22 protein-coding genes and 1 tRNA gene are annotated in these 25,470 nt (G+C 64.6%); 10 read left to right on the top strand and 13 right to left on the bottom strand.

What is annotated here, in order from left to right:
- Position 1: 1 nt before the first annotated feature.
- Genes thrC through argS form a run of 4 tightly spaced genes read right to left on the bottom strand, consistent with a single transcriptional unit; the run spans position 2 to position 5,565 of the window.
- Positions 2-1,108, bottom strand: coding sequence for a threonine synthase (gene thrC / locus QFZ40_RS06560; RefSeq protein WP_306903499.1), 1,107 nt, complete (start codon positions 1,106-1,108; stop codon positions 2-4).
- Positions 1,109-2,425, bottom strand: coding sequence for a homoserine dehydrogenase (locus QFZ40_RS06555; protein ID WP_306903498.1), 1,317 nt, complete (start codon positions 2,423-2,425; stop codon positions 1,109-1,111).
- Complete coding sequence (lysA, locus tag QFZ40_RS06550) at positions 2,426-3,910, bottom strand: diaminopimelate decarboxylase (RefSeq protein WP_306903497.1); 1,485 nt, start codon at positions 3,908-3,910, stop codon at positions 2,426-2,428. It abuts the gene before it with no gap.
- Positions 3,911-3,915: 5 nt separating this feature from the next.
- A complete protein-coding gene (gene argS / locus QFZ40_RS06545; protein WP_306903496.1) occupies positions 3,916-5,565 on the bottom strand; it encodes an arginine--tRNA ligase in 1,650 nt (549 codons plus the stop codon).
- 208 nt (positions 5,566-5,773) lie between these two features.
- On the opposite strand from argS, the gene QFZ40_RS06540 reads away from it, so the two are divergent.
- The 4 genes from QFZ40_RS06540 (at position 5,774) to QFZ40_RS06525 (ending at position 8,847) form a co-directional block, all read left to right on the top strand.
- A complete protein-coding gene (locus tag QFZ40_RS06540; RefSeq protein ID WP_306903494.1) occupies positions 5,774-6,253 on the top strand; it encodes an FMN-binding protein in 480 nt (159 codons plus the stop codon).
- Between the two features lie 3 nt (positions 6,254-6,256).
- Entirely contained in the window at positions 6,257-7,129 is an 873-nt protein-coding gene (locus QFZ40_RS06535; protein WP_306903493.1) for an FAD:protein FMN transferase, read from the top strand.
- Positions 7,126-8,694, top strand: coding sequence for a ferredoxin--NADP reductase (locus QFZ40_RS06530; protein WP_306903491.1), 1,569 nt, complete (start codon positions 7,126-7,128; stop codon positions 8,692-8,694). The genes QFZ40_RS06535 and QFZ40_RS06530 overlap by 4 nt, the downstream gene beginning before the upstream one ends.
- Positions 8,695-8,774: 80 nt before the next feature.
- Positions 8,775-8,847: transfer RNA gene (locus QFZ40_RS06525), tRNA-Arg, on the top strand.
- Between the two features lie 138 nt (positions 8,848-8,985).
- Here the strand turns inward: QFZ40_RS06525 and QFZ40_RS06520 are convergent.
- Positions 8,986-10,554, bottom strand: a complete 1,569-nt coding sequence (locus QFZ40_RS06520) for an HNH endonuclease signature motif containing protein (RefSeq protein WP_306903489.1) — start codon at positions 10,552-10,554, stop codon at positions 8,986-8,988.
- A 277-nt stretch (positions 10,555-10,831) separates the two neighbouring features.
- Between QFZ40_RS06520 and QFZ40_RS06515 the strand changes: the two genes are divergently transcribed.
- The gene (locus QFZ40_RS06515; RefSeq protein ID WP_306903487.1) at positions 10,832-11,920 is read left to right on the top strand and encodes a M4 family metallopeptidase; all 1,089 of its coding nucleotides are present in this window, start codon (positions 10,832-10,834) and stop codon (positions 11,918-11,920) included.
- Positions 11,921-11,980: 60 nt separating this feature from the next.
- Positions 11,981-12,316, top strand: coding sequence for a protealysin inhibitor emfourin (locus tag QFZ40_RS06510; protein WP_306903485.1), 336 nt, complete (start codon positions 11,981-11,983; stop codon positions 12,314-12,316).
- On the opposite strand, the gene QFZ40_RS06505 is transcribed toward QFZ40_RS06510, so the two are convergent.
- On the bottom strand, positions 12,313-13,281 hold the full coding sequence (locus tag QFZ40_RS06505; protein ID WP_306903484.1) for a GlxA family transcriptional regulator: 969 nt from the start codon (positions 13,279-13,281) through the stop codon (positions 12,313-12,315). The genes QFZ40_RS06510 and QFZ40_RS06505 overlap by 4 nt on opposite strands.
- Before the next feature lie 81 nt (positions 13,282-13,362).
- On the opposite strand from QFZ40_RS06505, the gene QFZ40_RS06500 reads away from it, so the two are divergent.
- Complete coding sequence (locus QFZ40_RS06500) at positions 13,363-13,527, top strand: hypothetical protein (RefSeq protein WP_306903483.1); 165 nt, start codon at positions 13,363-13,365, stop codon at positions 13,525-13,527.
- A gap of 77 nt (positions 13,528-13,604) precedes the next feature.
- Entirely contained in the window at positions 13,605-17,654 is a 4,050-nt protein-coding gene (hrpA, locus tag QFZ40_RS06495) for an ATP-dependent RNA helicase HrpA (protein WP_306903482.1), read from the top strand.
- Between the two features lie 18 nt (positions 17,655-17,672).
- Here hrpA and QFZ40_RS06490 read toward each other — a convergent pair whose 3' ends face one another.
- From QFZ40_RS06490 to QFZ40_RS06480, 3 genes are all read right to left on the bottom strand, one after another.
- Complete coding sequence (locus QFZ40_RS06490; RefSeq protein WP_306903479.1) at positions 17,673-18,101, bottom strand: HIT family protein; 429 nt, start codon at positions 18,099-18,101, stop codon at positions 17,673-17,675.
- Positions 18,098-19,282 (bottom strand): NAD(P)-dependent alcohol dehydrogenase, encoded by a 1,185-nt coding sequence (locus QFZ40_RS06485; RefSeq protein WP_306903478.1) that lies wholly within the window; start codon positions 19,280-19,282, stop codon positions 18,098-18,100. Before QFZ40_RS06485 ends, QFZ40_RS06490 begins: the two co-directional genes overlap by 4 nt.
- 87 nt (positions 19,283-19,369) lie before the next feature.
- On the bottom strand, positions 19,370-20,224 hold the full coding sequence (locus tag QFZ40_RS06480) for a sulfurtransferase (RefSeq protein WP_306903477.1): 855 nt from the start codon (positions 20,222-20,224) through the stop codon (positions 19,370-19,372).
- A 92-nt stretch (positions 20,225-20,316) separates the two neighbouring features.
- Here QFZ40_RS06480 and QFZ40_RS06475 point away from each other — a divergent pair, with 92 nt between their 5' ends.
- Complete coding sequence (locus tag QFZ40_RS06475) at positions 20,317-21,399, top strand: PLP-dependent cysteine synthase family protein (RefSeq protein WP_306903476.1); 1,083 nt, start codon at positions 20,317-20,319, stop codon at positions 21,397-21,399.
- A 5-nt stretch (positions 21,400-21,404) separates the two neighbouring features.
- On the opposite strand, the gene QFZ40_RS06470 is transcribed toward QFZ40_RS06475, so the two are convergent.
- A complete protein-coding gene (locus QFZ40_RS06470) occupies positions 21,405-22,061 on the bottom strand; it encodes an MBL fold metallo-hydrolase (RefSeq protein WP_306903475.1) in 657 nt (218 codons plus the stop codon).
- Positions 22,062-22,184: 123 nt separating this feature from the next.
- On the opposite strand from QFZ40_RS06470, the gene QFZ40_RS06465 reads away from it, so the two are divergent.
- A complete protein-coding gene (locus QFZ40_RS06465; RefSeq protein WP_306903474.1) occupies positions 22,185-22,691 on the top strand; it encodes a Fur family transcriptional regulator in 507 nt (168 codons plus the stop codon).
- Between the two features lie 63 nt (positions 22,692-22,754).
- Here QFZ40_RS06465 and QFZ40_RS06460 read toward each other — a convergent pair whose 3' ends face one another.
- From QFZ40_RS06460 to QFZ40_RS06450, 3 genes are read right to left on the bottom strand one after another with little or no spacing between them, the layout of a single operon-like run.
- On the bottom strand, positions 22,755-23,630 hold the full coding sequence (locus tag QFZ40_RS06460; RefSeq protein ID WP_306903473.1) for a metal ABC transporter permease: 876 nt from the start codon (positions 23,628-23,630) through the stop codon (positions 22,755-22,757).
- Positions 23,630-24,439, bottom strand: a complete 810-nt coding sequence (locus QFZ40_RS06455) for a metal ABC transporter ATP-binding protein (RefSeq protein ID WP_306903472.1) — start codon at positions 24,437-24,439, stop codon at positions 23,630-23,632. Before QFZ40_RS06455 ends, QFZ40_RS06460 begins: the two co-directional genes overlap by 1 nt.
- The gene (locus QFZ40_RS06450; protein WP_306903471.1) at positions 24,436-25,422 is read right to left on the bottom strand and encodes a metal ABC transporter solute-binding protein, Zn/Mn family; all 987 of its coding nucleotides are present in this window, start codon (positions 25,420-25,422) and stop codon (positions 24,436-24,438) included. The genes QFZ40_RS06455 and QFZ40_RS06450 overlap by 4 nt, the downstream gene beginning before the upstream one ends.
- Positions 25,423-25,470: the final 48 nt, after the last annotated feature.

The raw sequence follows: 25,470 nt of genomic DNA, 5'->3' as shown, positions 1-25,470 counted from the left end.
GCTATTTTTCTTCCAGTCCCAATTCGGCCGCAACCGTCACCACGTCGTTGGAGACCTTGACCGGCTGTACGTCGCTGCCGTCTTCGGTGCGAAGGGCCCACTGGGGATCCTTGAGGCCGTGGCCGGTGACCGTGATGACGATGGTTTTGCCTGCAGGAACCTCACCGGCGGCGTGCTTCTTGAGCAGCCCGGCGACACCGGCTGCGGAGCCGGGCTCCACAAAGACACCTTCGCGGGACGAAAGCCAGCGGTGGGCGTCCAGGATCTGCTCGTCCGTCACGGCGTCGATGAAGCCGCCGGACTCGTCGCGGGCGGCGATGGCACCGTCCCAGGATGCGGGGTTGCCGATCCGGATGGCGGTGGCGATGGTGTCAGGTTCCGTGATGGGGTGCCCCGCCACGAACGGAGCCGCGCCGGCCGCCTGGTAGCCCCACATCTGCGGGGTCTTGGTCGACACCGCAGGCAGGATGCCGGCAGTCTCGGATTCGAACGGTGCCGAGTACTCCTTGTACCCCTTCCAGTACGCCGTGATGTTGCCGGCGTTACCTACGGGGAGCACATGGATGTCCGGAGCGTCGCCGAGGGCATCGACAATCTCGAACGCTCCGGTCTTCTGGCCCTGGATGCGGGCAGGGTTAACGGAGTTGACCAGGAAGACCGGGTAGGACTCCCCCAGCTTCCGGGCAATGTCCAGGCAGTTGTCGAAGTTGCCATCAACCTGGAGCAGCGTGGCGCCGTGCGCGATGGCCTGGCTGAGCTTGCCCATGGAGATCTTGCCTTCGGGCACCAGGACTGCGCACTTCAGCCCGGCTGCTGTTGCGTAGGCCGCGGCGGAGGCGGAGGTGTTGCCGGTGGACGCACAGACGACAGCCTGGGCGCCGGAGGCAACGGCGGCCGTCATGGCCATGGTCATGCCGCGGTCCTTGAACGAGCCGGTGGGGTTCATTCCCTCGACCTTCAGGTACACGGTCGAACCTGTCAGTTCCGAGAGCTTCTGCGCGTGCACTAGCGGAGTGCCGCCCTCGCCGAGGGTGATGACCCGGGTGGATTCCGTCACGGGAAGACGGTCAGCGTATTCGCGGATAACGCCGCGCCATTGGTGAGCCACTTAGACTCCTTCTACCCGCAGAACGGATGTAACTGAATTGATGACGTCCAGGCCCTTCACGGCCTGGACGGTGGCCGCAAGGGCGGCCTCTGATGCGCGGTGGGTGACGATCCGCAGTTCGGCCGACTCCACCATGGACTCGGCGTCCCGGTGGATGGTTTGCCGCATGATTTCGATGGAGACGCCGTGCTCAGCGAACAGCTGGGCGATCTTCGCGAGGACGCCGGGCTGGTCGGCCACGTCGAGGCCGATGTAGTAGCTGGTGATGGCGGCGGCGATGGGCAGTGCCGGAACATGGCCGGTGGTGGTTTCGGTGCGGCCTGGTCCACCGAGGACCAGGCGGCGGGCAGCGGAGACGAGGTCGCCCAGGACGGCAGACGCCGTCGGGGTTCCGCCGGCGCCCTGACCGTAGAACATCAGCTCGCCGGCGTTTTCAGCCTCAATGAACACGGCGTTGAAGGCGCCACGGACGGCGGCCAGCGGGTGCTCACGCGGCAGGAGCGTGGGGTGGACGCGGACAGAAACGCCTTCGCCGCCGTCAGCATCCGTGAGCTTTTCGGCGATCGCCAGCAGCTTGATCACGAAGCCTGCGTCCTTGGCCGCTGCGATGTCGGCAGCGCTGACGGACGAGATGCCCTCGCAGTGGACGTTCTCGAGGGCAAAGCGGGTGTGGAAGGACAGCGAGGCAAGGATCGCAGCTTTGGCGGCGGCGTCGTGGCCCTCGACGTCAGCGGTGGGGTCTGCTTCCGCATACCCCAGGCGCTGGGCCTCGGCCAGGGCGTCGGCGAACTGGGCCCCGGTGGAGTCCATCTGGTCCAGGATGAAGTTGGTGGTGCCGTTGACGATGCCCAGTACCCGGGTGATGCGGTCGCCGGACAGGCTGTCACGGATGGGGCGCAGGATGGGGATGGCGCCGGCCACGGCGGCTTCGTAGGACAGCTGTACCCCGGCTTTGTCGGCCTCTTCGTAGAGGGTGGGTCCGTCCTGGGCCAGGAGCGCCTTGTTGCCGGTGACAACGCAGGCGCCGTTGCTCAGCGCGGAGAGGATCAGCGTGCGGGCAGGCTCGATGCCGCCCATCAGCTCGATGACGAGGTCGGCATCCTTGACCAGGGTGTCGGCGTCGGTGGTGAACAGTTCCTGGGGCAGGTCCACGTCGCGGCGGCCGTTGACATTGCGCACTGCAATGCCGCTGAGCTGCAGGCGGGCACCGGTCCGGGCGGCAAGGGCGTCGGCGTCCTCAATGAGAATCCGCGCTACCTGGGCCCCAACGTTGCCACAGCCCAGCAGGGCCACTTTCAGGGTTCGCATTTCCGTCATTCAGACTCCCATGTCGCGGTTGAGCAAATCTTCTTCGGTTTCCCCGCGGACAATCAGCCGGGCATTTCCGTCGCGCACCGCGACAACGCCCGGCCGGGCCAGATAGTTGTAGTTACTCGACAGGGCCCAGCAGTAGGCGCCGGTACCCGGTACAGCAAGCAGATCACCGGCTGCCACGTCCTCGGGCAGATATACATCTCTAACAACTATGTCGCCGCTCTCGCAATGTTTGCCCACCACTCGGGACAACTGCGGAGCCGCGGAGGACGTCCGGGAGGCAAGAATCGCCGAATAATCCGCGTCGTAGAGCACCGGGCGGGCGTTGTCGCTCATGCCGCCGTCGACTGACACATACCGGCGCGGGTGCGTAACGTTTTTGTCAGCGGTTTCGGCCGTTTTTCCGGATCCGGACGCCGGAGCGTCAACGCGGACGGTCTTCAGTGTGCCGACCTCATACAGCGTGAAGGTGGTGCTGCCCACGATTGCGCGTCCCGGCTCGATTGAAATCCTGGGAGCGGTGATGCCGAGTTCCGCACAGGTGGAACGTACGACGGCGGCCATCGCCGTCGCGATCTCCGCTGGAGGGCGGGGGGTGTCAACAGGCGTGTAGGCAATCCCGTAACCGCCGCCCAGGTCCAGTTCCGGCAGCGTGATGGAGTATTTCTCCTGCATGGCGGCGAGAAAAACCAGGAGTTTCTGCGCGGCCAGGGCGAAGCCGTCGGGTTCGAAGATCTGCGAGCCAATGTGGCAGTGCAGGCCCAGCAGTTCGATGCTTGAGTAGCTCGTGGCCGCCGCCACCGCTTCCTCTGCTGCGGACAGGCCGGCCTGCTCGGTCGAATCCTCGGCCATGGAGAGGCCGAATTTCTGGTCCTCATGCGCGGTGGCAATGAATTCATGGGTGTGTGCGTGGACGCCCGGAGTCAGCCGCAGCATGACCTTGGCCCTGCCGCCGCGTGCCGACGCGATTTTGGCGACACGCTCCAGCTCGTCCAGGCTGTCCACAACGATGCGACCCAGTTCCATGTCCAGGGCACGGCTGATCTCGGCGTCTGACTTGTTATTGCCGTGCAGGCCCAGGTTTTCGCCCTTGATGCCGGCCCGGGCGGCCACCGCCAGCTCTCCGCCGGAACAGGTGTCCAGGCGCAGCCCTTCTTCGGCCACCCAGGCGGCAACGGCCGTGCAGAGGAAGGATTTGCCGGCGTAATACACATCCACTCCCCCGCAGATGTCTGCGAAGGCCTCGTCGAAGGCGTGCTTGAAGGCGCGCGCGCGGGAACGGAAGTCGGATTCGTCCATCACGAAGAGCGGGGTGCCGAATTGTTCCTTCAGCGCGGTCACGGAGAGTCCGTCAACGGCGAGGACGCCGTCGTTGTCCCGCTCCACACCACCGGCCCAGATGGGTTCGGGGAGGGCATTCAGGTCCTCGGGAACCGCAAGCCAGGCGGGGGCGAGCGGGGAGGCTGCGCGCTTCGTCTGCTGTGTCATCCGGTTCACATCCGTTCCGGCGCGGACACGCCAAGGAGGTCCAGGCCGTTAGCCAGTACCTGGCTCGTGGCGTCGTTGAGCCAAAGGCGGGTGCGGTTGACGTCGGTGACCGGTTCTTCGCCCTGCGGGGCGACGCGGCAGGCGTCATACCAGCGGTGGTAGGCGCCGGCGATCACCTCGAGGTGGCGGGCTACGCGGTGCGGTTCGCGCAGCTCCGCAGCCATGGCCACAATCGACGGGTAGCTGCCCAGGTAGGAGAGCAGCTCGTTCTCCGTGGCATGGTCAAGCAGCGCCGCGTCGAAGGAGCTGCGGTCCACACCGGCCGCAACTGCGTTCCGTGCCGTGCCGCGGGAGCGCGCGTGAGCGTACTGCACGTAGAACACCGGATTCTCGTTGCTGTGCTTCTTCAGCAGGTCCGGATCCAGCGTCAACGGGGAATCGGCCGGGAAACGCGCCAGCGAGTACCGCACGGCGTCCTTGCCCAGCCAGTCGATCAGGTCCTTGAGCTCGATGATATTCCCGGCACGCTTGGACAGCTTGGCCCCGTTGACGGAAACCAGCTGACCGATCAGCACCTCAATGTTCCGGTCCGGGTCGTCGCCCGCGCAGGCAGCGATGGCCTTGAGGCGGTTGATGTAGCCATGGTGATCGGCTCCCAGCAGGTAGATCTTCTCGGTGAAGCCCCGGTCCTTTTTCGACAGGTAGTAGGCGGCATCGGCGGCGAAGTAGGTGGGCTCCCCGTTGGCACGGATCATGACCCGGTCCTTATCGTCCCCGAAATCGGTGGTGCGCAGCCAGACGGCACCGTCCTCGTCGTAGACGTGTCCCTGTTCGCGGAGGCGCGCAACGGCATTTTCGATCGCACCGGCGTCGTGCAGTTCCTGTTCAGAGAAATACACGTCAAAGTGGACGCCGAAGTCAGCAAGGGTGGACTTGATGTCCTTCATCTGCGCCTTGTAGGCAGCAGCGCGGATGACGGGAATCGCCGCTGCTTCGGTGAGTTCGCGGATGTCCGGGTGCTCGGTGAGTACGTCGTGGCCAAGGTCGGCGATGTACTGGCCCGGGTAGCCGCCGTCGGGAACGGGCAGTCCGTGCAGCCGGGAGTACACGGAGTTGGCGAAGACGTTCATCTGTGTGCCGGCGTCGTTGATGTAGTACTCAGCCGTCACTTCAGCGCCGGAAGCGCGAAGGACGCGGGCAATGGAGTCGCCCAAGGCTGCCCACCGGGTATGGCCGATGTGCAGCGGACCCGTGGGGTTTGCCGAGACGAACTCCATGTTGACCACGTGGCCGGCCAGCACAGACGTCGTGCCGTAGGCAGCGCCGGCCTCGACGATGGCCTTGGCCAGGGCACCGGCCGCCGCTGCATCCACTGTGATATTCAGGAAGCCGGGGCCAGCCACATCCACGGCCGAAACGCCGTAGATTGACTTCAGTCGCGCGCTGAGGATAGTGGCCAATTCACGGGGATTGGTGCCGGCCTGCTTGGAGAGCTGGAGGGCGACGTTGGTGGCCCAGTCGCCGTGTTCCCGGTTCTTCGGTCGCTCCACGCGCACCTCATCAGGCAAGGCTGATGCAGAAATGGCAATCTCGCCTGCAGCGACAGCATCTTTCAGGCAGGCGGATATGGCGAGGGAGAGTTCTTCGGGAGTCACCCCCCTAGCCTACCGGCGCCTGCGACGTGGACGAATTTGAGGACGGCTGGAAATGCCGGGCCAGCGGCACCCGCGGCCGTTTACCGCGTACAGAATCTGCTTCCTTGCCACACAGAACACGCATAGCTGTTACACAGGATGAACCATTACGCTCTATCCGACGTTGAGATCAGCGTAAGCACCCCCCGCCAACGAAACGAGCCCCTTTATGAGACCGTCAGTCCGCAAGAGTGTTTTTGCCGGAATGGCAGGCCTGTCCCTGATCGGGACAGTGGCCGGCTGTGCCCCCTCCGCATCCCAGAGTGCCGCTGCCCCCTCGTCCGGAAGCGGATCCACGGAAAGCTCCGCCGCCACGCCGTCGGGCGCTTCCTCCTCCCTGGCCAGCAGCGGATCAAGCTATAAAGACGGCACCTACAGCGCTGACGGAACATACGTTTCGCCCAACGGGACCGAAACCGTGGGCGTTGAGCTGACCCTGGCCGCCGGGACGGTCACGGACGTCAAAATCACCCAGCACCCGACGAATCCGAACACCCGCAAATTCCAGGGTGAATTCGCAGGCGGCATCGCGGCCCAGGTGGTGGGCAAAAGCATCGACCAACTCAACGTGTCCAAGGTTTCGGGGTCATCGCTCACTAGCGGCGGCTTCAACCAGGCAGTGGAAAAGATCAAGTCCGAGGCGCAGTAAGCAGTGCCGCACGCGGAGTGGGAGGACTTCACTTTCGACGGGATCGGTACACGTTGGGACATCTCCACACCACGTCCGCTTGACGCCTCCGTCCGCTCACGGCTCCTGGCTATCGTGGAACGCTACGACGCAGACTGGTCCCGGTTCCGGAGTGACTCAATCGTCACTGCCATGTCCCGGCAGCCCGGGCGCTTTGAGCTGCCCGCCGAGGCAGCCGCCCTGGGCGACCTGTATCGGACGCTGTATGGAACCACCAATGGAGCAATGACTCCCCTCATCGGGGCAAGCCTGGAGCGGCTGGGCTATGACGCGGCCTATTCCCTCCGCCCTGCCGGCAGTGCCCTGCCGGCACCGCGCTGGGAGGACATCCTGGATTGGGACGGGACCGTGCTGACCACCTCAGCTCCCGTCGTGCTGGACATCGGCGCGGCGGGCAAGGGCCAACTGGTTGATCTCCTGGCTGCCGAGCTGCACGCCTCCGATGTGGCCGGCTTCCTCATCAATGCCAGCGGCGACCTGCTCAACAGCGGTCCGGAGCCTGTCACAGTGGCTCTGGAACATCCCTACGATCCCGCCAAGGCAATCGGCACCGTGTCCTTGGAGGGCGGGGCAATATGTGCGTCGGCAGCGAACCGGCGCGCTTGGGGCGACGGCCTGCACCATGTGCTGGACGGAACCACCGGCAGTCCGGTGAGGACCTCGGTGGCCACGTGGGCGATGGCGGAAAGCACGATGCTGGCTGATGCCCTGGCCACGGCATTGTTTTTTGTTCCGGGAGCCGATTTGGAGCGGACTTTCGAATTCTCCTGGCTGACAGTTTTTTCCGATGGAAGCGCCGCCTATTCGGCAGGATTTGAAGGGACACTTTTCTCATGAGCCCCGTTGACGCTACCAAAGCCAGCACGTTCGCGCCGCCTGGTGCACGGTTGGACACTCTGCTCGGCAAGGTCACCATGTACCGGCTCATCCTCCTGGTGCTGGCTTCGCTTGCCGTATACAGCCTCCTGCTCAATGCGCTTGGCTGGCTCACTTTCGGCATTCCCGAGATGCTGGTCCACCTGGGGTTGTGCCTGGGCCTGACCTACGCCTCCAACCGTGCCCTGGCGGCTTTGTTCCACGTCCGCCCGCACTCAGAGTCTTCGCTGATCACCGGGTTGCTCCTGTACTTCCTCTTCTGGCCCACCTTGGTTCCCACCGACATGGCGGGAGTAGCGTTAGCATGCGTCCTCGCCACGGTCTCGAAGTACGCCCTGGCCTGGCGGGGCCGCCACATCTTCAATCCGGCCGCCGCCGGCGCCTTTGCGGCGGGCCTGACCGGACTCAACATCGCCACCTGGTGGGCAGCCACCCCGCCTATGCTCCTGCTGTTGGTCCCGGGTGTCCTCCTCGTCCTCTATCGCACCCGGAAATTCCCGATGGCGGCCGTGTTCACCGTTCTGGCCACATCGATTGTGGCCTCCGAGCTGCTACGCACAGGCATGTCTCCCGGCATGGCCCTGTGGCAGCCGCTGGCGCAGCGCCCATTGCTGTTTTTTGTGGGCTTCATGCTGACGGAACCGCTCACCCTGCCCCCGCGCCGCTGGCAACAGCTTGCCTTGGCGGCCGTAGTGGGCGTGTTGTTTGCGGTTCCGTACAACTTCGGCTTCGTCGCCAATTCGCCCGAACTGGCACTGCTGGTGGGTAATCTTCTGGCGTTCTTTGCGGGCCAGCGCGGCGGTCTGAAACTACACTTCACCGGCTCACGCGCCTTGACGCCGAGCACCACCGAATTCGCTTTCAAGCCGTCGCGGGCTGTCCGGTTCGTTCCCGGGCAGTACATGGAACTGGACCTTCCGCACGCCAAGTCAGATGGCAAAGGCCGACGCCGGGTCTTCAGCCTCACGAGCGCGCCGGGATCCGGCATGGTGAAGTTTGGTGTGCGCACCGCTGAACCCCTGTCTGCGGCCAAGAAGGTCCTGCTGGACCTGCAACCCGGCGATCAGGTGAGGGCAACCTCGGTGGGCGGCGACTTCGTCCTCCCCCGGGATCAGACCAGGCCGGTACTGCTTATCGCTGCCGGAATCGGCATCACCCCTTATCTGGCGCAGCTCGCCTCAGGTGCGGCTCATGACCGTGACATTGTCCTTCTGCTCCTGGCGAGGAACGCTGAAGAGATTGCCTACCCGGAAGAACTACGAACGTCCGGTGCACGGATCGTGGTCCGACTGGCGGACGGCTCCTTGGCGCCGTCGTTCGCCTCTGAGGCCAACACCGGTGGATCAGGCGGTTCACCCGGGCCAGGCACCAGACTGGACGCCAATTCCCTCAAGACACTTATTCCTGACATTGCCGGCCGAGAGGTCTTCATCTCCGGTTCGCCGGCCAGTGTTGCGTCACTGCGGCGCGCAGCCCGGAAGGCGGGCGCAGAGCGCGTGCACGTGGATTCATTTGCGGGCTACTGAAACGCCGCGATTTTCCATTGCAGGCCACCTTCCTGCTAAGCTCTAGGACGTCCCACCGGCAACGGCAGGATCCCTGGAATGCCCTCGTAGCTCAGGGGATAGAGCGTCTGCCTCCGGAGCAGAAGGCCGTAGGTTCGAATCCTATCGAGGGCACAGAAAGAAACCCCGTCGCTTGCAAAAGCGACGGGGTTTTCTGCTTTCCGCCACACTTCCCGCCCACCTGCACAATGTTTTCAACGCGTCCGCCTAGCCACGGCATCCCGCCCCCTGCCTCGGGACAGCTCCTGATCTTTATGTGACACCGGATCTTTCCGTGCTACGGGATCTCTGCGCAGCTTGTGATCGCAGCTCTTGATCCTTGAGCAGGCCCACATCGTTGTTGAGCTCGTCTAGGTTATGGATTTCATGCGCGATGTTTTTGGGCCAGTGGGGTGGTTCCCAGTTTTGTTGTTCGCTTTGGTAGTGGCGTCCGGTGGGTGAGGTCCAGCCCGGTGGTTTGTCTTTGGTGGCTTGGGTGGGTTTCCACGCGGTGGTGTGTTTCAACCTGTGGTGTTTGCGGCAGGGTTGGCCGAGGTTGGTGATGCCGGTGGTTCCGCCTTTGTGCCAGGCGAGGAGGTGGTCTGCTTCGTTGTCCAGGGAGTGGTTGTTGCAGCCGGGGAAGGGGCATTTGCCGTCCCGAAGCCTTAGCCATTGCCGCATGGCTGTGGGGATGCGGTAGCTGGTGCGGCCTATTTCCAGGGGTGCGCCGTCGCGGGGGTCTGTCAGGACCCGGTGGAAGGAGTCGGCGCCGTCGGCAACGAGTTTGCGGGCCATGGAAGCAGGGATGGGGCCGTAGCCGTCCAGGGTGGCGGGCTCATCAGTCAGACCCATCAGGGCGAACACCGGGACAGTGACCAGGACCTGGGCTTTGGGCGAGGGCACCCCGCCGGTGGTAGTAGTGTCGGTCGAGGTGCCGCCTGCCCTGGTGCCGGTGCCAGTAAATGTGGTCGTGCTGCCGGTGCCTGTGGTGACGCCTTCCAGGAGCCAGGTGGCCATGGTGTCGGCGCGGAGTTGGGGGAGGGTCCTGTCCTCGTCCGGGCCTTGCATGGCGCGGACGGCGGTGGTGGTCCGGTCCCAGATCCCGGATGCGGTGTCGGCGGGCAGGTAGGCCGAGAGCCAGGCCATGCCGTCCCGGTCCGGGGCGTACTCGACCCGCCGGTCCAGAATGCTGCGGGTATGGCGGATCTCGATGCTTTCGGCGTGGTGGCGTTCGCGCCAGGTCCGCGCTTTGGCCCGGAACCGGGACGGCACCAGCTCCCCGGCGGGGCAGCTCCGCGCAGCGCCGGGTGTCTCGGGGTCCAGCAGGTCGGGGGCCAGGAAATGTGACTCCAAGGCAGCGGCCCCGGCCGCGTCAAGGCCTGTGGTTTCATCGACCATCACCTGGGCGTGCTGCCACGAAATTGACCCGTCCTGCAAAGCGGCCAGCGTCCGCGGCAGGGAACTGGTCAGAGCCTGGGACCTGGCAAGCAAAGCACTGGCGGCGCGTTCGCTCACGGTCAGGACACAGGCAACCTCAGCGACCACGGCCATCTCCTGGGCGGTGTGCTCCTGGGATGATGCGGGCGGCGGCGCCATGGCCTGGGTTGCTTGCTCAAGCCCCTTGGCCAACAAGACCTTTAGCCCGGCCAGCTGGGCTTCCGCCCGGGCAACCGCTGCAAGCCCGTCCAGGCAATCATCAGCCATCTGCCGCAGCGGATCAGCATCAGAGGACCCGGGCACCCCTGACTCTGCGTCCGCATCTGCTTCACGGAAAATGACAGCAAGCGCAGCAACAGAAGCCTCAATGGCCTCAAACGCCTCCACTGCCGCCCTGTTCTTCATACCCAAAGCATTCCAGCAGCCACCGACATTAACACCCCAGTTGATGGCCTATGTGGAAATCCCGCGACCAACCATGCCCCAAGTGTCCGTTCACGGCGGAGTAGCTGGCAAAAAGCAGGGCCGTAAGGGCGCCCAGCGACCGCGCAAGTGACCCGGCCCCGGCCCTTGGACGGGCGATGTCCCCCAAGTGACCCATACGGCTGGCCCGCGTGTGTGCCTTCAACGGATTGTCAGTGCTCCCTCGTAGGCTGTTTCCACCAACGTCAGGGGGTACGCCATGAAAATTCAAACCGCCGATCCATCGGTCGAACACGCGTCAGCCATACGCTGTTCCATCATTCCGCCCTATCTGCTCCGTCGGTTGGCACGACAGGACGAGCCCCGGTTTTCCGCGGCGGCACGGGCAGCCAGGGAAGCCCTGGTCCACGTCAGATCGGTTCAGGCCGCCAGGGCCGTTCCGGCGCCGGCCGTCCAGCCCGGGGCCAGGGAGGTTAAGCCAGGACCGCCGAACCGCACTGTCTACGATGCAGGCGGCAGCGAAAACCTGCCTGGCAAACTGGTGCGCAAGGAAGGCGAAGCTGCATCAGGGGATCCCTCTGCGGACGAAGCGTACGACGGCCTGGGCCACACCCACCGGCTTTTCGCCGATGTCTTTGGCCGTAACTCAATTGACGGAGAGGGGCTGAGCCTTGATGCCAGCGTGCATTTCAGCAAGCTCTATGACAACGCCTTCTGGGACGGCCGGCAGATGGTGTTCGGCGACGGTGATGGCCAGGTCTTCCAGCGCTTCACCGGTTCCCTGAGCGTCATCGGCCACGAACTTGCCCACGGTGTCACCCAGTACTCGGCCGGGCTGGCGTACCGCAATCAGGCGGGAGCCATCAACGAATCGATATCGGATGTTTTCGGGGCCCTCGTGGAGCAATATCTGAAACAGCAGTCCGTCGGGGACGCCAGCTGGTTGATCGGCGAAGGATTGTTCACGCCACAGGTGCAAGGCGCGGCCCTCCGTTCGCTAAGGGCCCCTGGCACGGCGTACGACGACAACGTCCTGGGCAAGGATCCGCAGCCCGATTCCATGGACTCGTATGTACGAACCAGCGCAGACAACGGCGGCGTCCACATCAACTCAGGCATTCCCAACCGAGCCTTCTACCTGGTGGCCGAGGCAGTCGGCGGCTACGCGTGGGAGGCGCCAGGGAGGATCTGGTATGACGCCCTCACCGGAGGTTCCCTCCCGTCCACGGCGACCTTCAGCGTCTTTGCCAGGACGACGGCGTCGTCCGCGGTTGAGCTTTACGGGTCGGATTCCGCAGAGCATGACGCCGTGCGGCAGGCGTGGGAAACTGTGAAGGTCAAGCTTTAAGTGATCGCCTGGCCGCCGGGCATCAGCGGCCAGGCAGCAGGGAAGCCCGGGAAGCTGGTTATGAAGATCAGTGTAGAGCGTAGTGGCGGAATCGCCGCCCTGACCCGTGTGTGGACGGTAGACGCCCAGAACGAACCTGCCAAGAGCCAATGGCAGCCGATTGTCGAGGCGTGCCCGTGGGACGACGTGCCCAAGACCGTACGGGCAGCCGTGGAAACCACCGGTAGCCAGCCGGATCGTTTCATCTATGCCATCCGCGCGGGGCAGCGCAGGGCAGCACTCCCGGAGCAGGCCGTCACCGGTCCATGGCGCGTCCTGGTGGACAGTGCCCGCGCCGCGGCGGAGGATTCCCAGGAGGATTCCGAGGCCGAGGCATCCGGGCTGGAGCAGAGCTAGCCCGCCTCCACGAGCTGGCCACGGAAGGTCCGCCGGTAGGACTGCGGGCTGGTGTCCAGTACCTTGGCGAAATGGTGCCGGAGCAGTACCGGATGCCCAAAGCCGGATTCCCTGGCAATCTCGTCGATGTTGAGATCGGTGGATTCGAGCAGCTCCTGTGCCCGCAGTACCCGCTGTGAGTTGAGCCAGGCCGCCGGTGTGGCGCCTGTCTCCGAGCGGAAGCGGCGGGCGAAGGTCCTGGCCGACATATGCACCCGGGCCGCGAGATCAGCGACAGTATGCTCCCGGTCCAGGTTCTGCACCATCCAACGCAGCAGTTCCTCCATTGGCGCCGAGCCGCACGTGGGCATGGGCCTGTCGATGTACTGGGCCTGGCCTCCGTCACGGTGTGGCGGCACCACCATGTCCCGGGCAATCGATGCCGCAACATTGGCGCCGAGCTCCACACGCACCAGGTGGAGGCAGGCGTCGATGCCGGCGGCCGTACCCGCACTTGAGATCACGTTGCCGTCCTGGACGTACAGAACGTTCTCATCCACCTGCACGTCCGGGTACCGGTCGGCGAGTTCCTGCGAATAGTGCCAGTGGGTGGTGCAACGCCTGCCGTTCAGCAGCCCGGCCCTGGCGAGCGCAAATGCTGCTGAACAAATGGACATCACCCAAGCCCCCCTGGCATCAGCGGCACGCAGCGCATCAAGGACCGGTTCGGGGACATCCTCGTCCCGGCCATAGGGGACCATAATCACCAGATCGGCATCAGCGGTGGCCTCCAAACCAAGGCCAACCTCCATAGAGAGCCCTGATTTGAGCCTGACATGTCCGGGCTCCGGCGTGCAGACCCGGAAGTCGAACGTGGGAACGTTGCCGCCACGGCCTCCCCTGTCGATCCCGAATATTTCATACACGGTGCCGAACTCAAAGATGGAAAAGTTCGGAACAACGATCACTGCCACTGTTTTCAGCATGCTTCCATTGTGGCAGAAATTATAGCTTTTTGGGCATTTCTGCCACTTCTGACAGCCTTGTTGGCAGAGCAGGATGAAGCCATGGAAATCTTCGGACTCATCATCGTTATCCTTCTCCTCGTCGCCCTCGCAGCCACCTCGGCACTCCTGAGGGAAGGCCGGGGGCACACCCCTCCTCCTACCTCTGACCAGGCCTGGTCCTCGTTGGATCCACCCAGCACCAACTACACGCTGCGGATCTTCTGACACGAGCGGCATACGACTGGCTGCAGCAGCGCCCGGCACCGGGAGCCCGCCAGGATCCCAGTAGACTGTCTGCAGCCATGACTTTTCATATTTCCTACCCCGCCGAGCTGCCGGTCTCCGAGCGCCGTGAGGACCTGATGGCCGCGATCGCGGCCAACCAGGTGACCATCATCGCCGGCGAGACCGGCTCCGGTAAGACCACCCAGATTCCCAAGATGTGCCTGGAACTGGGCCTGGGCGAGAACGGACTGATCGGCCATACCCAGCCTCGGCGCCTGGCCGCCCGCACCGTGGCCGAACGCATCGCCGAGGAACTCGGCGTGGACATCGGCCAGGAGGTGGGCTTCCAGGTCCGTTTCACTGGCGAGGTGGGCCGGTCCACCAAGGTCAAGCTCATGACTGACGGAATCCTGCTGGCCGAAATCCAGCGGGACAAGCTGCTGCGCAAGTACAACGCGATCATCATCGACGAAGCGCACGAGCGCAGCCTCAATATCGACTTCATCCTCGGCTACCTCAAGCGGATCCTGCCGCAGCGTCCGGACCTGAAGATCATCATCACGTCGGCCACGATTGATCCCGAGCGCTTCGCCAAACATTTTGGCAGCGAGGAGGACCCGTCCCCCATCATCGAGGTCTCCGGCCGGACTTTCCCGGTCGAGATCCGATACCGGCCGCTTTCGCAGCCCGCCGGAGGCCCGAGTGATGAGGACGCCTCCGACGACGAGCTCGAGGAGGACCGCGACCCGCTCGACGCCGTTTGCGACGCCGTCGACGAACTGGCCCTCGAAGCCCCCGGCGACATCCTCATCTTCTTTTCCGGCGAGCGCGAAATCCGGGATGCAGCCGAGGCCCTCAATGCAAGGATCCAAACCAACCGTCGCCTTGCGGGGAGCGAGGTTCTGCCCCTCTTCGCCCGCCTCAGCCTCCAGGAACAGCACAAGGTCTTTCATCCGGGAAGCAAGCGCCGCATTGTGCTGGCAACGAATGTGGCGGAAACGTCCCTCACAGTGCCCGGCATCAAATATGTGATCGACACGGGTACGGCCCGCATCTCGCGCTACTCCCACCGGACGAAGGTCCAGCGCCTTCCCATCGAGCGCGTGTCCCAGGCTTCGGCCAACCAGCGCTCAGGCCGCTGCGGGCGGGTGTCGGACGGGATCGCCATCCGACTGTACTCGGAAGAGGACTTCGCGTCCCGGCCGCTGTACACAGACCCGGAAATCCTGCGCACCAACCTTGCAGCCGTCATCCTGCAGATGACCGCCATGGGCGTTGCCCGGGGGCCGAAGGACGTAGAGAACTTCCCCTTCGTGGAACCCCCGGATTCGCGCGCAATCAACGACGGGGTCACGCTGCTCCGCGAACTTGGCGCGCTGGCTGCTGCCAGGCCCGATCACGCCGGCAACGGCAGCACAGGCGACGGCAGCAAAGGTGACCGCGGCAATCACGACGGCGGCAGAGGTGACAGCCGCAGGGGTAGCGGCCTCACCGCCGTCGGGCAGCAACTTGCCCAACTACCTGTAGACCCGAGGCTCGGGCGGATGATTGTCGAATCGGGTAGACGTGGTTGCGTGCGGGAAGTCATGATCCTGGCCGCGGCGCTCACGATTCAGGACCCGCGGGAACGCCCGACAGATAAGCAGCAGCTCGCCGCGGAGAAACATGCCCGTTTCCGGGACGAGAACTCGGACTTTACCGGTTACCTTAACCTCTGGAACTATCTGCAGGAAAAGCAGCAGGAACTGTCGTCCACGCAGTTCCGGCGCCTGTGCCGGACCGAGTTCATCAACTACCTGCGCGTCAGGGAATGGCAGGACCTGTTCGCGCAGCTCCGCCAGCTGGCCAGGCCGCTTGGCATCAGCCTTGACAACAAGCGCCTGGCCGATCCGGTGGGCAACCACGACGGGATCCACATCAGCCTGCTCTCCGGACTGCTCAGCCACATCGGCATCCTGGACGAGCGCAAACGCGAATACGCGGGCGCACGCGGCAGCCGCTTCGCGATTTTCCCAGGCTCTGCCCTGTTCAAGAAGTCACCGACGTTCGTGATGGCTGCCGAGCTGGTGGAGACCAGCAGGCTCTGGGCAAGGGTGGCGGCTAAGTTCGATCCCGTATGGGCCGAACAGGTGGCGCCCGATCTCGTGAAGCGGAGCTACAGCGAACCGCATTGGTCAACCAAAATGGGCTCGGTGATGGCCTACGAAAAGGTCACCCTCTACGGCGTGCCCATCATTCCGCAGCGCCGCATCAATTACGGGCGCGTTGACGCCGTCCTGGCCCGCGAGCTGTTCATCCGCCACGCCCTCGTCGAAGGCGACTGGAAGACGCACCATAAGTTTTTCCACCGCAACCGCGCCCTGCTGCTGGAGGTGGAGGAGCTTGAGGCCAGGATGCGGCGCCGCGGACTCCTGGTGGATGACGAGACGCTCTTTGAGTTCTACGACGCGCGCATCGGCCCCGATGTCGTTTCCGAACGGCACTTCGACAAATGGTGGAAGGAAGTCCGGCAGAAGAACCCCGACCTCCTGGACTACGACAAGTCGCTCCTGCTCGCTGAGGACGCCGATGAACTGGACGATTCCGCCTACCCGAAGACCTGGCTGCACAAGGGTTTCGAGCTGCCGCTCAGCTACGAGTTCCATCCTGTGGCTCCCGGCTCGCCGCCCAATCCGTCCGACGGCGTCACGGCGGAAGTTCCGGCGCTGTTCCTCAACCAGCTGGATGACGCGGCCTTCCGCTGGCTGATCCCCGGCCAGCGCGTTGAGCTGGTTACTGCCCTCATCAAGTCACTGCCCAAGCAGATCCGCAAGAATTTCGTGCCTGCGCCGGATGTGGCGCGCCAGGCGGTGGCAGCGCTTGAGGCGGATTTCGATCCAGCCACCGATGATCTGGAAGCATCACTGGAACTTGCCCTTCGCCGGATCCGCGGGCACATCATTCCGCCTGGTTCCTGGAACTGGGATGCCGTGCCGGCCCACCTGCGCGTCAGCTTCCGCGTCGTGGACAGCAACGGCAAAGTCCTGGATGAAGGCAAGGACCTGCCAGCCCTCCAGGAGCGGCTGGCTCCGGCCACCCGCCGCGCCATTGCGGAGTCCCTGGGCGCCACTCCCCGCACGACGGCACGCGGAACGGCACCCGCCGCCGGCGCTCAAGGTTCGGCGGCTCAAGGGACGGGTGCTCAAGGGACGGTGGCAAGGACAGGCCCGGGAGCGGCCGACGCCGCCGCTGCCGCACTTTCGCCGAGGGCTGGTTTCAGGGAGCAAAGCGGCCTTACCGCATGGACATTCGGCACGGTCCCGCGGCACGTGAGCAACACCGTGAACGGGCACACTGTTACTGGCTACCCTGCTGTGGTCGACGAAGGATCCTCGGTGTCGCTGCGCGTGTTCCAGACATCCGGCGAGCAGCTGGACGCCATGCGCGGCGGCGTGATCAGGCTCCTGGCACTGAGGGTGCCCGCTCCTGACCGGTATGTACTCGAGCACCTGAACAACGCCGAGAAGCTCACGTTCAGCCAGAACCCGCACGGCTCGGTGTCGGCCTTGATCGCAGACTGCGCCCTCGCGGCAATAGATAAACTGACCCCCGCGGAACTTCCGTGGGACCGCGAGGCCTTTGATGCCCTCTACGAGCAGGTCCGCGCCGAACTTATCGACACCGTGTTCAGCGTGACGGCCGTGGTGGAGCGCATCCTGTCCAGCACGCGCCGCATCGAGAAACAACTCAAAGGAACCACCAGCCTGGCGTTGATCAGCGCCCTGAACGACGTGAAGAGTCAGCTGGAACAGCTGGTCTACCCGGGCTTCGTCGCCAAAACCGGCTATGCCCAGTTAAGCCAGCTGCCCCGCTACCTCGCCGCCATCGAAAAACGGCTGGAACGGCTTCCGGGCAACGTCCAGCGGGACGCCCTGCACATGGCAGCCATCCAGCGGCTGGAGGACGACTACGACGACGCCGTGTCGGCACTCCTCCCGGGCCGGCGGGCCGGCGCTGAGCTGGCACAGGTGCGCTGGATGATCGAAGAACTCAGGGTGAGCCTGTTCGCCGTCGAACTCGGCACTGCGTTTTCGGTCTCCGAAAAACGGATCCGGGCAGTGCTGAACAAGGCCCTGGCTCCGGCCTAGGCCGGGCCCGCTGGCCGTTCAGCTTCCCGGAACGAACTCGCCGTATCCCGCGGCACGCAGTCCGCCGCGCAGCTTCTCGGCGTTCGAATCCAGGACGGCGGGGTCCGGATTCTGGTCAGCTGAGGCGAAGTCGAAGTCCGCCATGCTGCGTGATGGCCAGACGTGCACATGGAAGTGGTCGATTTCGTAGCCTGCAACGATCAGTCCGGCACGCGCTGCGGCGAAGATGTCCACCTGCACGGCACCGATCCGCCGTGCCACTTCCATTACTTTCGCCAGCGTCTCGGGTGACGCATCGGTCCAGCGGTCCACCTCTTCCGTAGGGACTACCAGGGTGTGCCCGTCTGCGAGCGGGCCCGTGGTCAGGAAAGCGGCAACGTCCGGTTCCCGCCAGACGAAGCGTCCGGGGATTTCGCCGTTCAGGATCCTGGTGAATAAAGTGCTCATGCGTCTGCCTCCTCGGCCGGGGCCTGCAGGGTGCTGGTGTCCAGCACAAACCGGTATTTCACGTCGCCTGCCACCATACGGTCGTAGGCCTCATTCAGCTGGTCGGCCCGCACCACCTCGATATCGGCGGCCACGCCGTGTTCGGCGCAGAAATCCAGCATCTCCTGCGTCTCGGCGATGCCTCCGATGAGCGAGCCGGCGTAGGAGATCCGTCTGCGGATCAGAGCCCCCGGATTGACCGGCGGCATAGCCTCGGAAGGCAGCCCCAGCTGGAAAAGGGCCCCGTCCCGGCGGAGGGTGCGGAAGAACGGGTTGAGGTTGTGCGGAGCGGCCACGGTATCAATGATCACGTCGATGCTCCGGTCGGCTGCGGCCATGGCGTCCTCGTCCCGGGAGAGGACGACCTCATCTGCTCCGAGTTCGAGTGCCGCGGGAACCTTGGATTCCGAGGTGGTGAAAACCACAACCCGTGCGCCCATGGCCTTGGCCAGCTTGACGGCCATGTGACCGAGCCCGCCGAGCCCGACAACCCCCACTACGTCGCCGTCCTCCACGTCGAAGCGGCGGAGCGGGGAAAAGGTGGTGACGCCCGCGCAGAGCAGCGGGGCCACAGCAGCAGGGTCCAGGCTTTCGGGGACCCGGACCACGTAGCGGCGGTCCACCACCACCGACGACGAATAGCCGCCCTGGGTGACGGAGCCGGCGTTGCGCGCGTCCTTGGCCCCGTAGGTCCCGGTCATGCCGTTTTCGCAGTACTGTTCCAGTCCCTCAAGGCAGCTCTCGCATTCCCGGCAGGAATCCACCATGCATCCGACGCCAACGAGATCCCCCGGAGCGAAGTCATCCACGGCGGAACCCACCCGGCTGACCCTCCCCACGATTTCGTGGCCGGGCACCAAAGGATAGCTTTGTGCACCCCACTCGCCACGGGTGGCGTGGACGTCCGAGTGGCAAAGACCGCAGAATTCGATCGCGATCTCGACGTCGTCCTCCTTTGGCGCGCGGCGGGCCAGGGTCAGCGGCACCAGCCCGCTGTCACTGGAAACGGCGCCATAGGCTGCTGCCAGGAGACCTGTGCGGGCGGACCGGGAGGCGGGATCGCGGGCAATCTCCAGGTCATGGTCGTCGGCCGGCGTCACGGCGTGGGCAAGGGGTGGCGGTACGGGGCGTCCAGGGGTCATACAGCGACGCTACCCCTGCGGGCCGCGGCATTTCCACTCGAAGGTTCCTCGACGAGTCCCCACATCACCGGCCACAACCCCTGGGGCCTATCGGCCGTCCCCGCCGCCAGGCTCGCTGCCAGTCACCACGGCCAAAGCCGGGTTGTTGGACCATTCAGAAAAGGACCCTGGATACAGGGCTGCCCGGAACCCGGCGATGTGGAGCGCGGCTACCTCGTGGGCGGCGGTCACCCCCGAGCCGCAGTAGACCGCGACCGGAATGTCGCCGCTGATTCCAAGCCCCTCGAACCGCTGGCGCAGGTCGGCTGCCGGCAGGAAGTGCCCGGTCCCGTCCAGGTTCTCCGACGTTGGTGCGCTGGTGGCGCCCGGGATGTGGCCGGCGCGGGGATCGACGGGTTCAAATTCGCCCCGGTATCTTTCGGGGGCGCGGGCATCGAGGAGGATGCCTGTTCCTGCCCAGCCCGCAGCCGCATCAACGCCGATGACCGGCATCCTGCCGTCGTCAAGGGAGACATTGCCCGGGGCGACGTCTACGGGTCCGTCCTCCACGGGCAGTCCGGCAGCGCTCCAGGCGGCCAGGCCGCCGTCGAGCAGGTAAACCTCCCGGAAGCCTGCGTTGCGCAGCATCCACCAGAGCCGCGCGGCCGCCATGTTGCCACTGTTGTCGTAAGCGACCACAACATCGCCGTCGTTGATCCCCCACCGCCTGGCGGCGTCCTGGAATTCCGACGCCGGCGGGAGGGGATGCCTTCCCCGTGCGGGCACAGGCGGCGCGGCGAGCTCGGTGGCAAGGTCCACGAAAACCGCACCGGGGAGGTGCCCCTCCAGGTAGTGTTCCCGCCCATGGGGATCGCCCAGGACCCAGCGCACATCCAGCAGCACGGTGCGGAGGCCGACCGTACGGCGGGCTTGCAGTGAGTCGACGTCCATCAGGGGACCCATGATTCTCCTTGGCGGATCGGGGCAGCGGATCGGAGCAGCGGATCTGCTTACTCTAGCCCGGGTCGGTGGACGGCCGCCGGTAGGCTGGTGCGGTGAAGAGCCCACGCAGTGCGGACCGGACCTGGGCAGACCAGGCCATCCGCAAAATCACCGCAGAAAACAACCGCTCAGCCGATACCCATCTCTATGCGGTGCCGCTGCCCGAACACTGGGGGGTCCAGCTTTACCTCAAAGACGAATCAACGCACCGCTCCGGCAGCCTCAAGCACCGGCTGGCCCGCTCGCTGTTCCTCTTCGGCCTGGTGAATGGCTGGATCCGGGAGGACACGACGATCGTGGAGGCTTCCAGCGGCAGCACAGCTGTCTCGGAGGCGTATTTCGCCCGGCTCCTGGGCCTTCCCTTCGTGGCCGTCATGGCCCGCACCACGAGCCCGGAGAAAGTCGCGCTGATCGAACAGTTTGGCGGTGCCTGCCTGCTGGTGGACCACGCATCAGAGGTCTACGCAGTGGCCGAGGAAGTGGCGGCGACAAGCAAGGGCCACTACATGGACCAGTTCACATACGCGGAGCGCGCCACGGACTGGCGGGGGAACAACAACATCGCTGAGTCCATCTTCCAGCAGCTGGAGCTTGAAGAGCACCCCGTCCCGCGCTGGATCGTGGTGGGCGCCGGAACCGGCGGAACCAGCGCGACCATCGGCCGCTACCTCCGCTACAACTGCCATGACACAGCCCTGGCCGTGGTGGATCCGGAAAATTCGGCGTTCTATCCGGGCTGGCGTGCCGGCGTGCCGGGCTTCAGCACCGGGGTACCCTCACGCATTGAAGGCATCGGACGGCCGAAAATGGAGCCCAGTTTCATCCCCTCGGTCATCGACCGCATGATCCAGGTCCCCGATGCAGCTTCCGTTGCAGCAATGCGGCATCTGCACACGGTAGCGGGCCTTCACGCCGGGCCGTCCACGGGAACAAACCTGTGGGGAGTGTGGCAGCTCGTCGCCGAAATGATCGCTGAAGGCACGCGCGGCAGCATAGTGTCGCTGATGTGCGACGGCGGCGAGCGTTACGGCGGGAACTACTACAACCCTGCCTGGCTGGCCAGCCAGGGACTGGCCCCGGAGCAGCACGAGGCGGCCATTACGCGGTTCTTCGACACGGGCATCTGGAGCGGGTAGCTCCGTCAGACCTCCACTGTTTCGCCCGTGGACAGATGGGTGAACTCGGTGCCGTATTTGGCACCCATGCGGGTTACATGCGCTTCAACCATTTTCAGGCCCATCTCGTTCAGGAGCCCGTCATGGACCTGGAACGCCCGCGGAGCACGGACGCCGATCACAAAGTCGACCACTTCACTGGCCTTGTTCCACGGCGCGTGGATCGGGACCAGCAGGTTCCGGACGCTGATGCCGTCGGGGATGATGAATGAGTCCCCCGGGTGATAGACGTTCTCATCCACGAGATAGCCGATATTGGCGACCACGGGGATCTGCGGATGGATCAGGGCGTGCTGTCCGCCGAAGCTGCGGACGCTGAAGCCGGCCGCCTCAAAGGACGATCCGGGCTCAACGGTATGGATCCGCGCTGCCGCCTCGGGCGCTTCCTTCCGCAGGTTGGCGGCCACCCCCTCGGGTGCAAACACCGCCAGGCCGTCCATTCCCCTGAGTGCATTCACCATGGCGGGAACATCCACGTGGTCACCGTGCTCGTGCGTGATGAGGACAGCCTGGGCGCCCTGCAGTGCTTCCTTCGTTTCAGAGAATGTTCCGGGGTCCAGCACGAGGGCCCTGCCGTCCTTCTCGAGCCGGACGCAGGCGTGGGTGTATTTCGTCAGCTTCATAGCGCCAGCCTAGGGGCCGGTCCGGGACCATGTCCACGAAGCCCTGACCTCTACGGCCACTGTCCATGAGGCCCGCTGGTAATCTGGATGTTTGTCACCAACCTCAGGGAAGCGAGGCCATCAATGCCGTTCGGCACAAAGGCTGACGAAACGACGCCGTCCACTTCCTCGCCAGCCACGGCCGCGGGCCCTGCGACGGGCAGCCCTGCGACCGCCCCCGGAAAGGAACAGCGCGTCACCAAGCAACGGCTGGCCGTCAGTGCTGCGCTGGATGAGCTCGATGACTTCGTGAGCACGCAGGAGCTCTACCGTATCCTGCAGAACCAGGGCGTCTCGGTGTCGCTCGCGACGGCATACCGGATCCTGCAATCCCTGGCGGACGACGGACTGGTGGACGTACTGCGCAACAGCGATGGAGAGGCCGTCTACCGGCGATGCGCCGTAACCGACCACCACCACCATCTCCTGTGCCGCAACTGCGGCAAGGCGGTTGAGGTTGAGGCTCCGGCTGTGGAAACGTGGGCGGCCCGGACAGCGGCAGAATACGGCTACACCGACGTGGCACACACTGTTGAGATCTTCGGGCTGTGCCCGGACTGCACCGCACGTAAGGCCGCGGGCAACCTCTGACCGCACGGGGGCTGCCCGGGACACACGCTTCCGGCGTACCTTTCCGGCCGTTGCCAGAAGGCGTTAGTGTGCGTGCACGATGCGCCCGTTCATCCCCTTCTTGGCCCGGACGCTTCCCGTGACGCGGCACACCACATAGATCAGGAATGACAGCGTGGTGACGTAGGGGCTGATGGGGATGCGGCCGCCAAGGGCCAGGAGGATACCGCCCACCGTGGCCGTCATGGCAAAGGTGACGCTTAGTATCACCACCGCCACCGGGGAGGACGTCACGCGCAGCGCCGCAGCAGCAGGTGTGATGAGCAGTGCCAGAACAAGGAGTGCTCCGACCACCTGGATGGACAGCGCCACGCTCACGCCCAGCAGCACCATGAAAATGAGGGCGAGCGCCCTTACGGGTACTCCGCGGGCCTCAGCCAGTTCCGGATCAGCGCTGGCGAAATTCAGCGGCCTCCAGATGACTACCAACGCCGCCATCACCACCACCGCGGTCCCGGCGAGGGCCTGGAGCTGGACAGTGTCAACGGAGACGATCTGTCCTGTCAGGAGCCCGAATTTGTTGGCGGCCCGGCCCTGGTAGAGCGACAGGAAAAGGATGCCCAGGCCCAACCCGAAGGGCATGATCACGCCGATGATCGAGTTCTTGTCCCGGGCCCTGACTCCCATCAGCCCGAGCAGGAGCGCGGCCACCACGGAACCGATGAGCGAGCCAAAAACTATGTCAGCCCCGATCAGCAGGGCAAAGGACGCCCCGGCGAATGACAGTTCCGAAATGCCGTGAACGGCAAAGGCGAGGTCCCGCTTCATGACAAAAGTGCCTACCAGCCCGCCCAGCAGGCCAAGTACAGCCCCTGCCCAGATGGAGTTCTGGACCAGCAGCAGGAGTTCGCCGTAGTTTTCGAAGCTGAAGATCGATCCGATGATGCTGTCCGCGTCCATCAGGCCGCCTCCCCCGCCGTCGCATGGACGTGGTGATGCGTGGTCGCGTCCGGGAGACCGACGACGACGATGCGTCCGTTGGCGTGGATGACCTCCACGTGGCTCTCGTACAGTTCCGAAAGAACCTCGGTTGTCATGACTTCTTCCGGTGTCCCCACCCTGAAGCTTCCGCCGGCAAGGTACAGCACGCGGTCCACGTAGTCGATGATGGGATTAATTTCGTGCGTGACAAAAACCACGGCACTGTTCTTCTCGCGGCATTGTTTGTTGATCAGGGCACTGACTGCCTGCTGGTGGTGCATGTCCAGGGACAAGAGCGGTTCATCGCAGAGGAGAACCTCCGGGTCCGTGGCCAGGGCCTGTGCAACCCGGAGCCGCTGCTGCTCACCGCCGGAAAGCAGTCCCACCGGCACTTTGGCGTAGTCACTGGCTCCGACAACTTCGAGGAGTTCATCGATCCTGCGGTTTGCGTTGGACATGCGCAGCCGCATTCCCCAGCGGTGGCCGTCCACGCCAAGGCCCACCAGGTCGCGGGCGCGCATGGGGGTATCCGGGGCAAACGACTTCTGCTGCGGAATGTAGCCGATCAGGTTACTCCCCCGCTCAACCGGGACGCCTCCCAGCATGGCACGGCCCGCATGAAGGTCCTGGAGGCCGAGGAGGACTTTGAGGAAGCTGGTTTTTCCGCTTCCGTTGGGCCCAAGGACGGCGAAGAATTCGCCGGGCCTGATATCCAGGTCGAGATCCTCCCAGAGCGCCCGCTTGCCAAATTGCAGGGACGCTCCGCGGAGGCTCACGACGGGTTTCAACTATTTTTCTCCAAAGCTTTGCTGATGTTGTCAACATTGTCCGTCATCCACTGCAGGTACGTCTTGCCCTCAGGGAGTGTTTCGCTGAAGTCGATCACCGGGACGCCGGCAGCTTCGGCGGCCTTCTTGAGCGCTTCGGTCTGCGGTCCCTCCGTCTGGGTGTTGTAAGCGAGGAACCGGGTGTCCTTGGATCCGGCGATGTCTGTGGCGGCCTTCAGCACGGAAGGCGGGACATCGGTGCCTTCCTCAATCGCAGCACTGTACTCTTCGGGGGTCTTGTTCTCCAGTCCGGCGGCCTGAAGCATGTAGAGCGGAACGGGTTCGGTAATGGCTACCGGCGATCCGGTCGCGCTGGCTTTGAGGGTAGCGAGCTTCGCAGTGAGCCCCTCCATCCCGGCTTTGAAAGTTGCCGCATTCGACGTGAACGTCGCGGCGGACCCCGGCTCGAGTTCTCCAAGTTTGGCGGCCAATGCGTCCGCCAGTTTGTTCATGGCATCCATGCTGTACCAGATGTGTTCGTTGAACTCGGCATGGTCGTGCCCGGCGGCGGGGGCACTGGCCGTGGCGCTCGGCTCCGCGTCTGCAGCGGGGGCCAGCCCGGAGACATCGACGGCGGTGATGATGTTGTCGGGCGCGATGTTGCTGTCGCCGGCGATCTTGTGCATGAAGTCGTCGTAGCCGCCGCCGTTTTCGATCACAACGTTTGCCTTGGAAACCGTCAAACGGTCCTGGGCGGTGGCCTCATAGGAATGCGGGTCCTGGCTGGACTTAGTGATGAGGGCATCAACGTTGACCTTGTCGCCGCCTATGGCGTGGGCAATGTCGCCATAGACGTTCGTGGAAGCCACAACGTGGACCTTCCCGCCAGAAGACGATGCGGACGGGTTGCTGGACACGCTTGCTGCTGGAGCGCATGCGGTCAGCAGCAAGCCCAGGCCGGCGATGGCGGCAAGGGATGAATGAATGGCGGCAGGACGACGCACGGAACCTCAACTCATTTCGGCAAACGGGATTCTTACTTCCCAGAAGTC

It is taken from the genome of Arthrobacter pascens, from assembly GCF_030816475.1.
GTDB classification, from domain to species: Bacteria; Actinomycetota; Actinomycetes; order Actinomycetales; family Micrococcaceae; genus Arthrobacter; species Arthrobacter pascens_B.
Note: the sequence above shows the minus strand (reverse complement) of the source record. Positions and strands in the feature narration are given on the sequence as shown.

Excerpts from the sequence above, each read along its gene's own strand:
- lysA (WP_306903497.1), bottom strand. The coding sequence starts at position 3,910 with ATGACACAGCAGACGAAGCGCGCAGCCTCCCCGCTCGCCCCCGCCTGG.
- QFZ40_RS06530 (WP_306903491.1), top strand. The coding sequence starts at position 7,126 with ATGAGCCCCGTTGACGCTACCAAAGCCAGCACGTTCGCGCCGCCTGGT.
- QFZ40_RS06500 (WP_306903483.1), top strand. The coding sequence starts at position 13,363 with ATGGAAATCTTCGGACTCATCATCGTTATCCTTCTCCTCGTCGCCCTC.
- QFZ40_RS06490 (WP_306903479.1), bottom strand. The coding sequence starts at position 18,101 with ATGAGCACTTTATTCACCAGGATCCTGAACGGCGAAATCCCCGGACGC.
- QFZ40_RS06515 (WP_306903487.1), top strand. The coding sequence starts at position 10,832 with ATGAAAATTCAAACCGCCGATCCATCGGTCGAACACGCGTCAGCCATA.
- QFZ40_RS06485 (WP_306903478.1), bottom strand. The coding sequence starts at position 19,282 with ATGACCCCTGGACGCCCCGTACCGCCACCCCTTGCCCACGCCGTGACG.
- QFZ40_RS06555 (WP_306903498.1), bottom strand. The coding sequence starts at position 2,425 with ATGACGGAAATGCGAACCCTGAAAGTGGCCCTGCTGGGCTGTGGCAAC.
- QFZ40_RS06505 (WP_306903484.1), bottom strand. The coding sequence starts at position 13,281 with ATGCTGAAAACAGTGGCAGTGATCGTTGTTCCGAACTTTTCCATCTTT.
- QFZ40_RS06520 (WP_306903489.1), bottom strand. The coding sequence starts at position 10,554 with ATGAAGAACAGGGCGGCAGTGGAGGCGTTTGAGGCCATTGAGGCTTCT.
- QFZ40_RS06470 (WP_306903475.1), bottom strand. The coding sequence starts at position 22,061 with ATGAAGCTGACGAAATACACCCACGCCTGCGTCCGGCTCGAGAAGGAC.
- QFZ40_RS06480 (WP_306903477.1), bottom strand. The coding sequence starts at position 20,224 with ATGGGTCCCCTGATGGACGTCGACTCACTGCAAGCCCGCCGTACGGTC.
- QFZ40_RS06510 (WP_306903485.1), top strand. The coding sequence starts at position 11,981 with ATGAAGATCAGTGTAGAGCGTAGTGGCGGAATCGCCGCCCTGACCCGT.
- QFZ40_RS06460 (WP_306903473.1), bottom strand. The coding sequence starts at position 23,630 with ATGGACGCGGACAGCATCATCGGATCGATCTTCAGCTTCGAAAACTAC.
- hrpA (WP_306903482.1), top strand. The coding sequence starts at position 13,605 with ATGACTTTTCATATTTCCTACCCCGCCGAGCTGCCGGTCTCCGAGCGC.
- QFZ40_RS06540 (WP_306903494.1), top strand. The coding sequence starts at position 5,774 with ATGAGACCGTCAGTCCGCAAGAGTGTTTTTGCCGGAATGGCAGGCCTG.
- QFZ40_RS06465 (WP_306903474.1), top strand. The coding sequence starts at position 22,185 with ATGCCGTTCGGCACAAAGGCTGACGAAACGACGCCGTCCACTTCCTCG.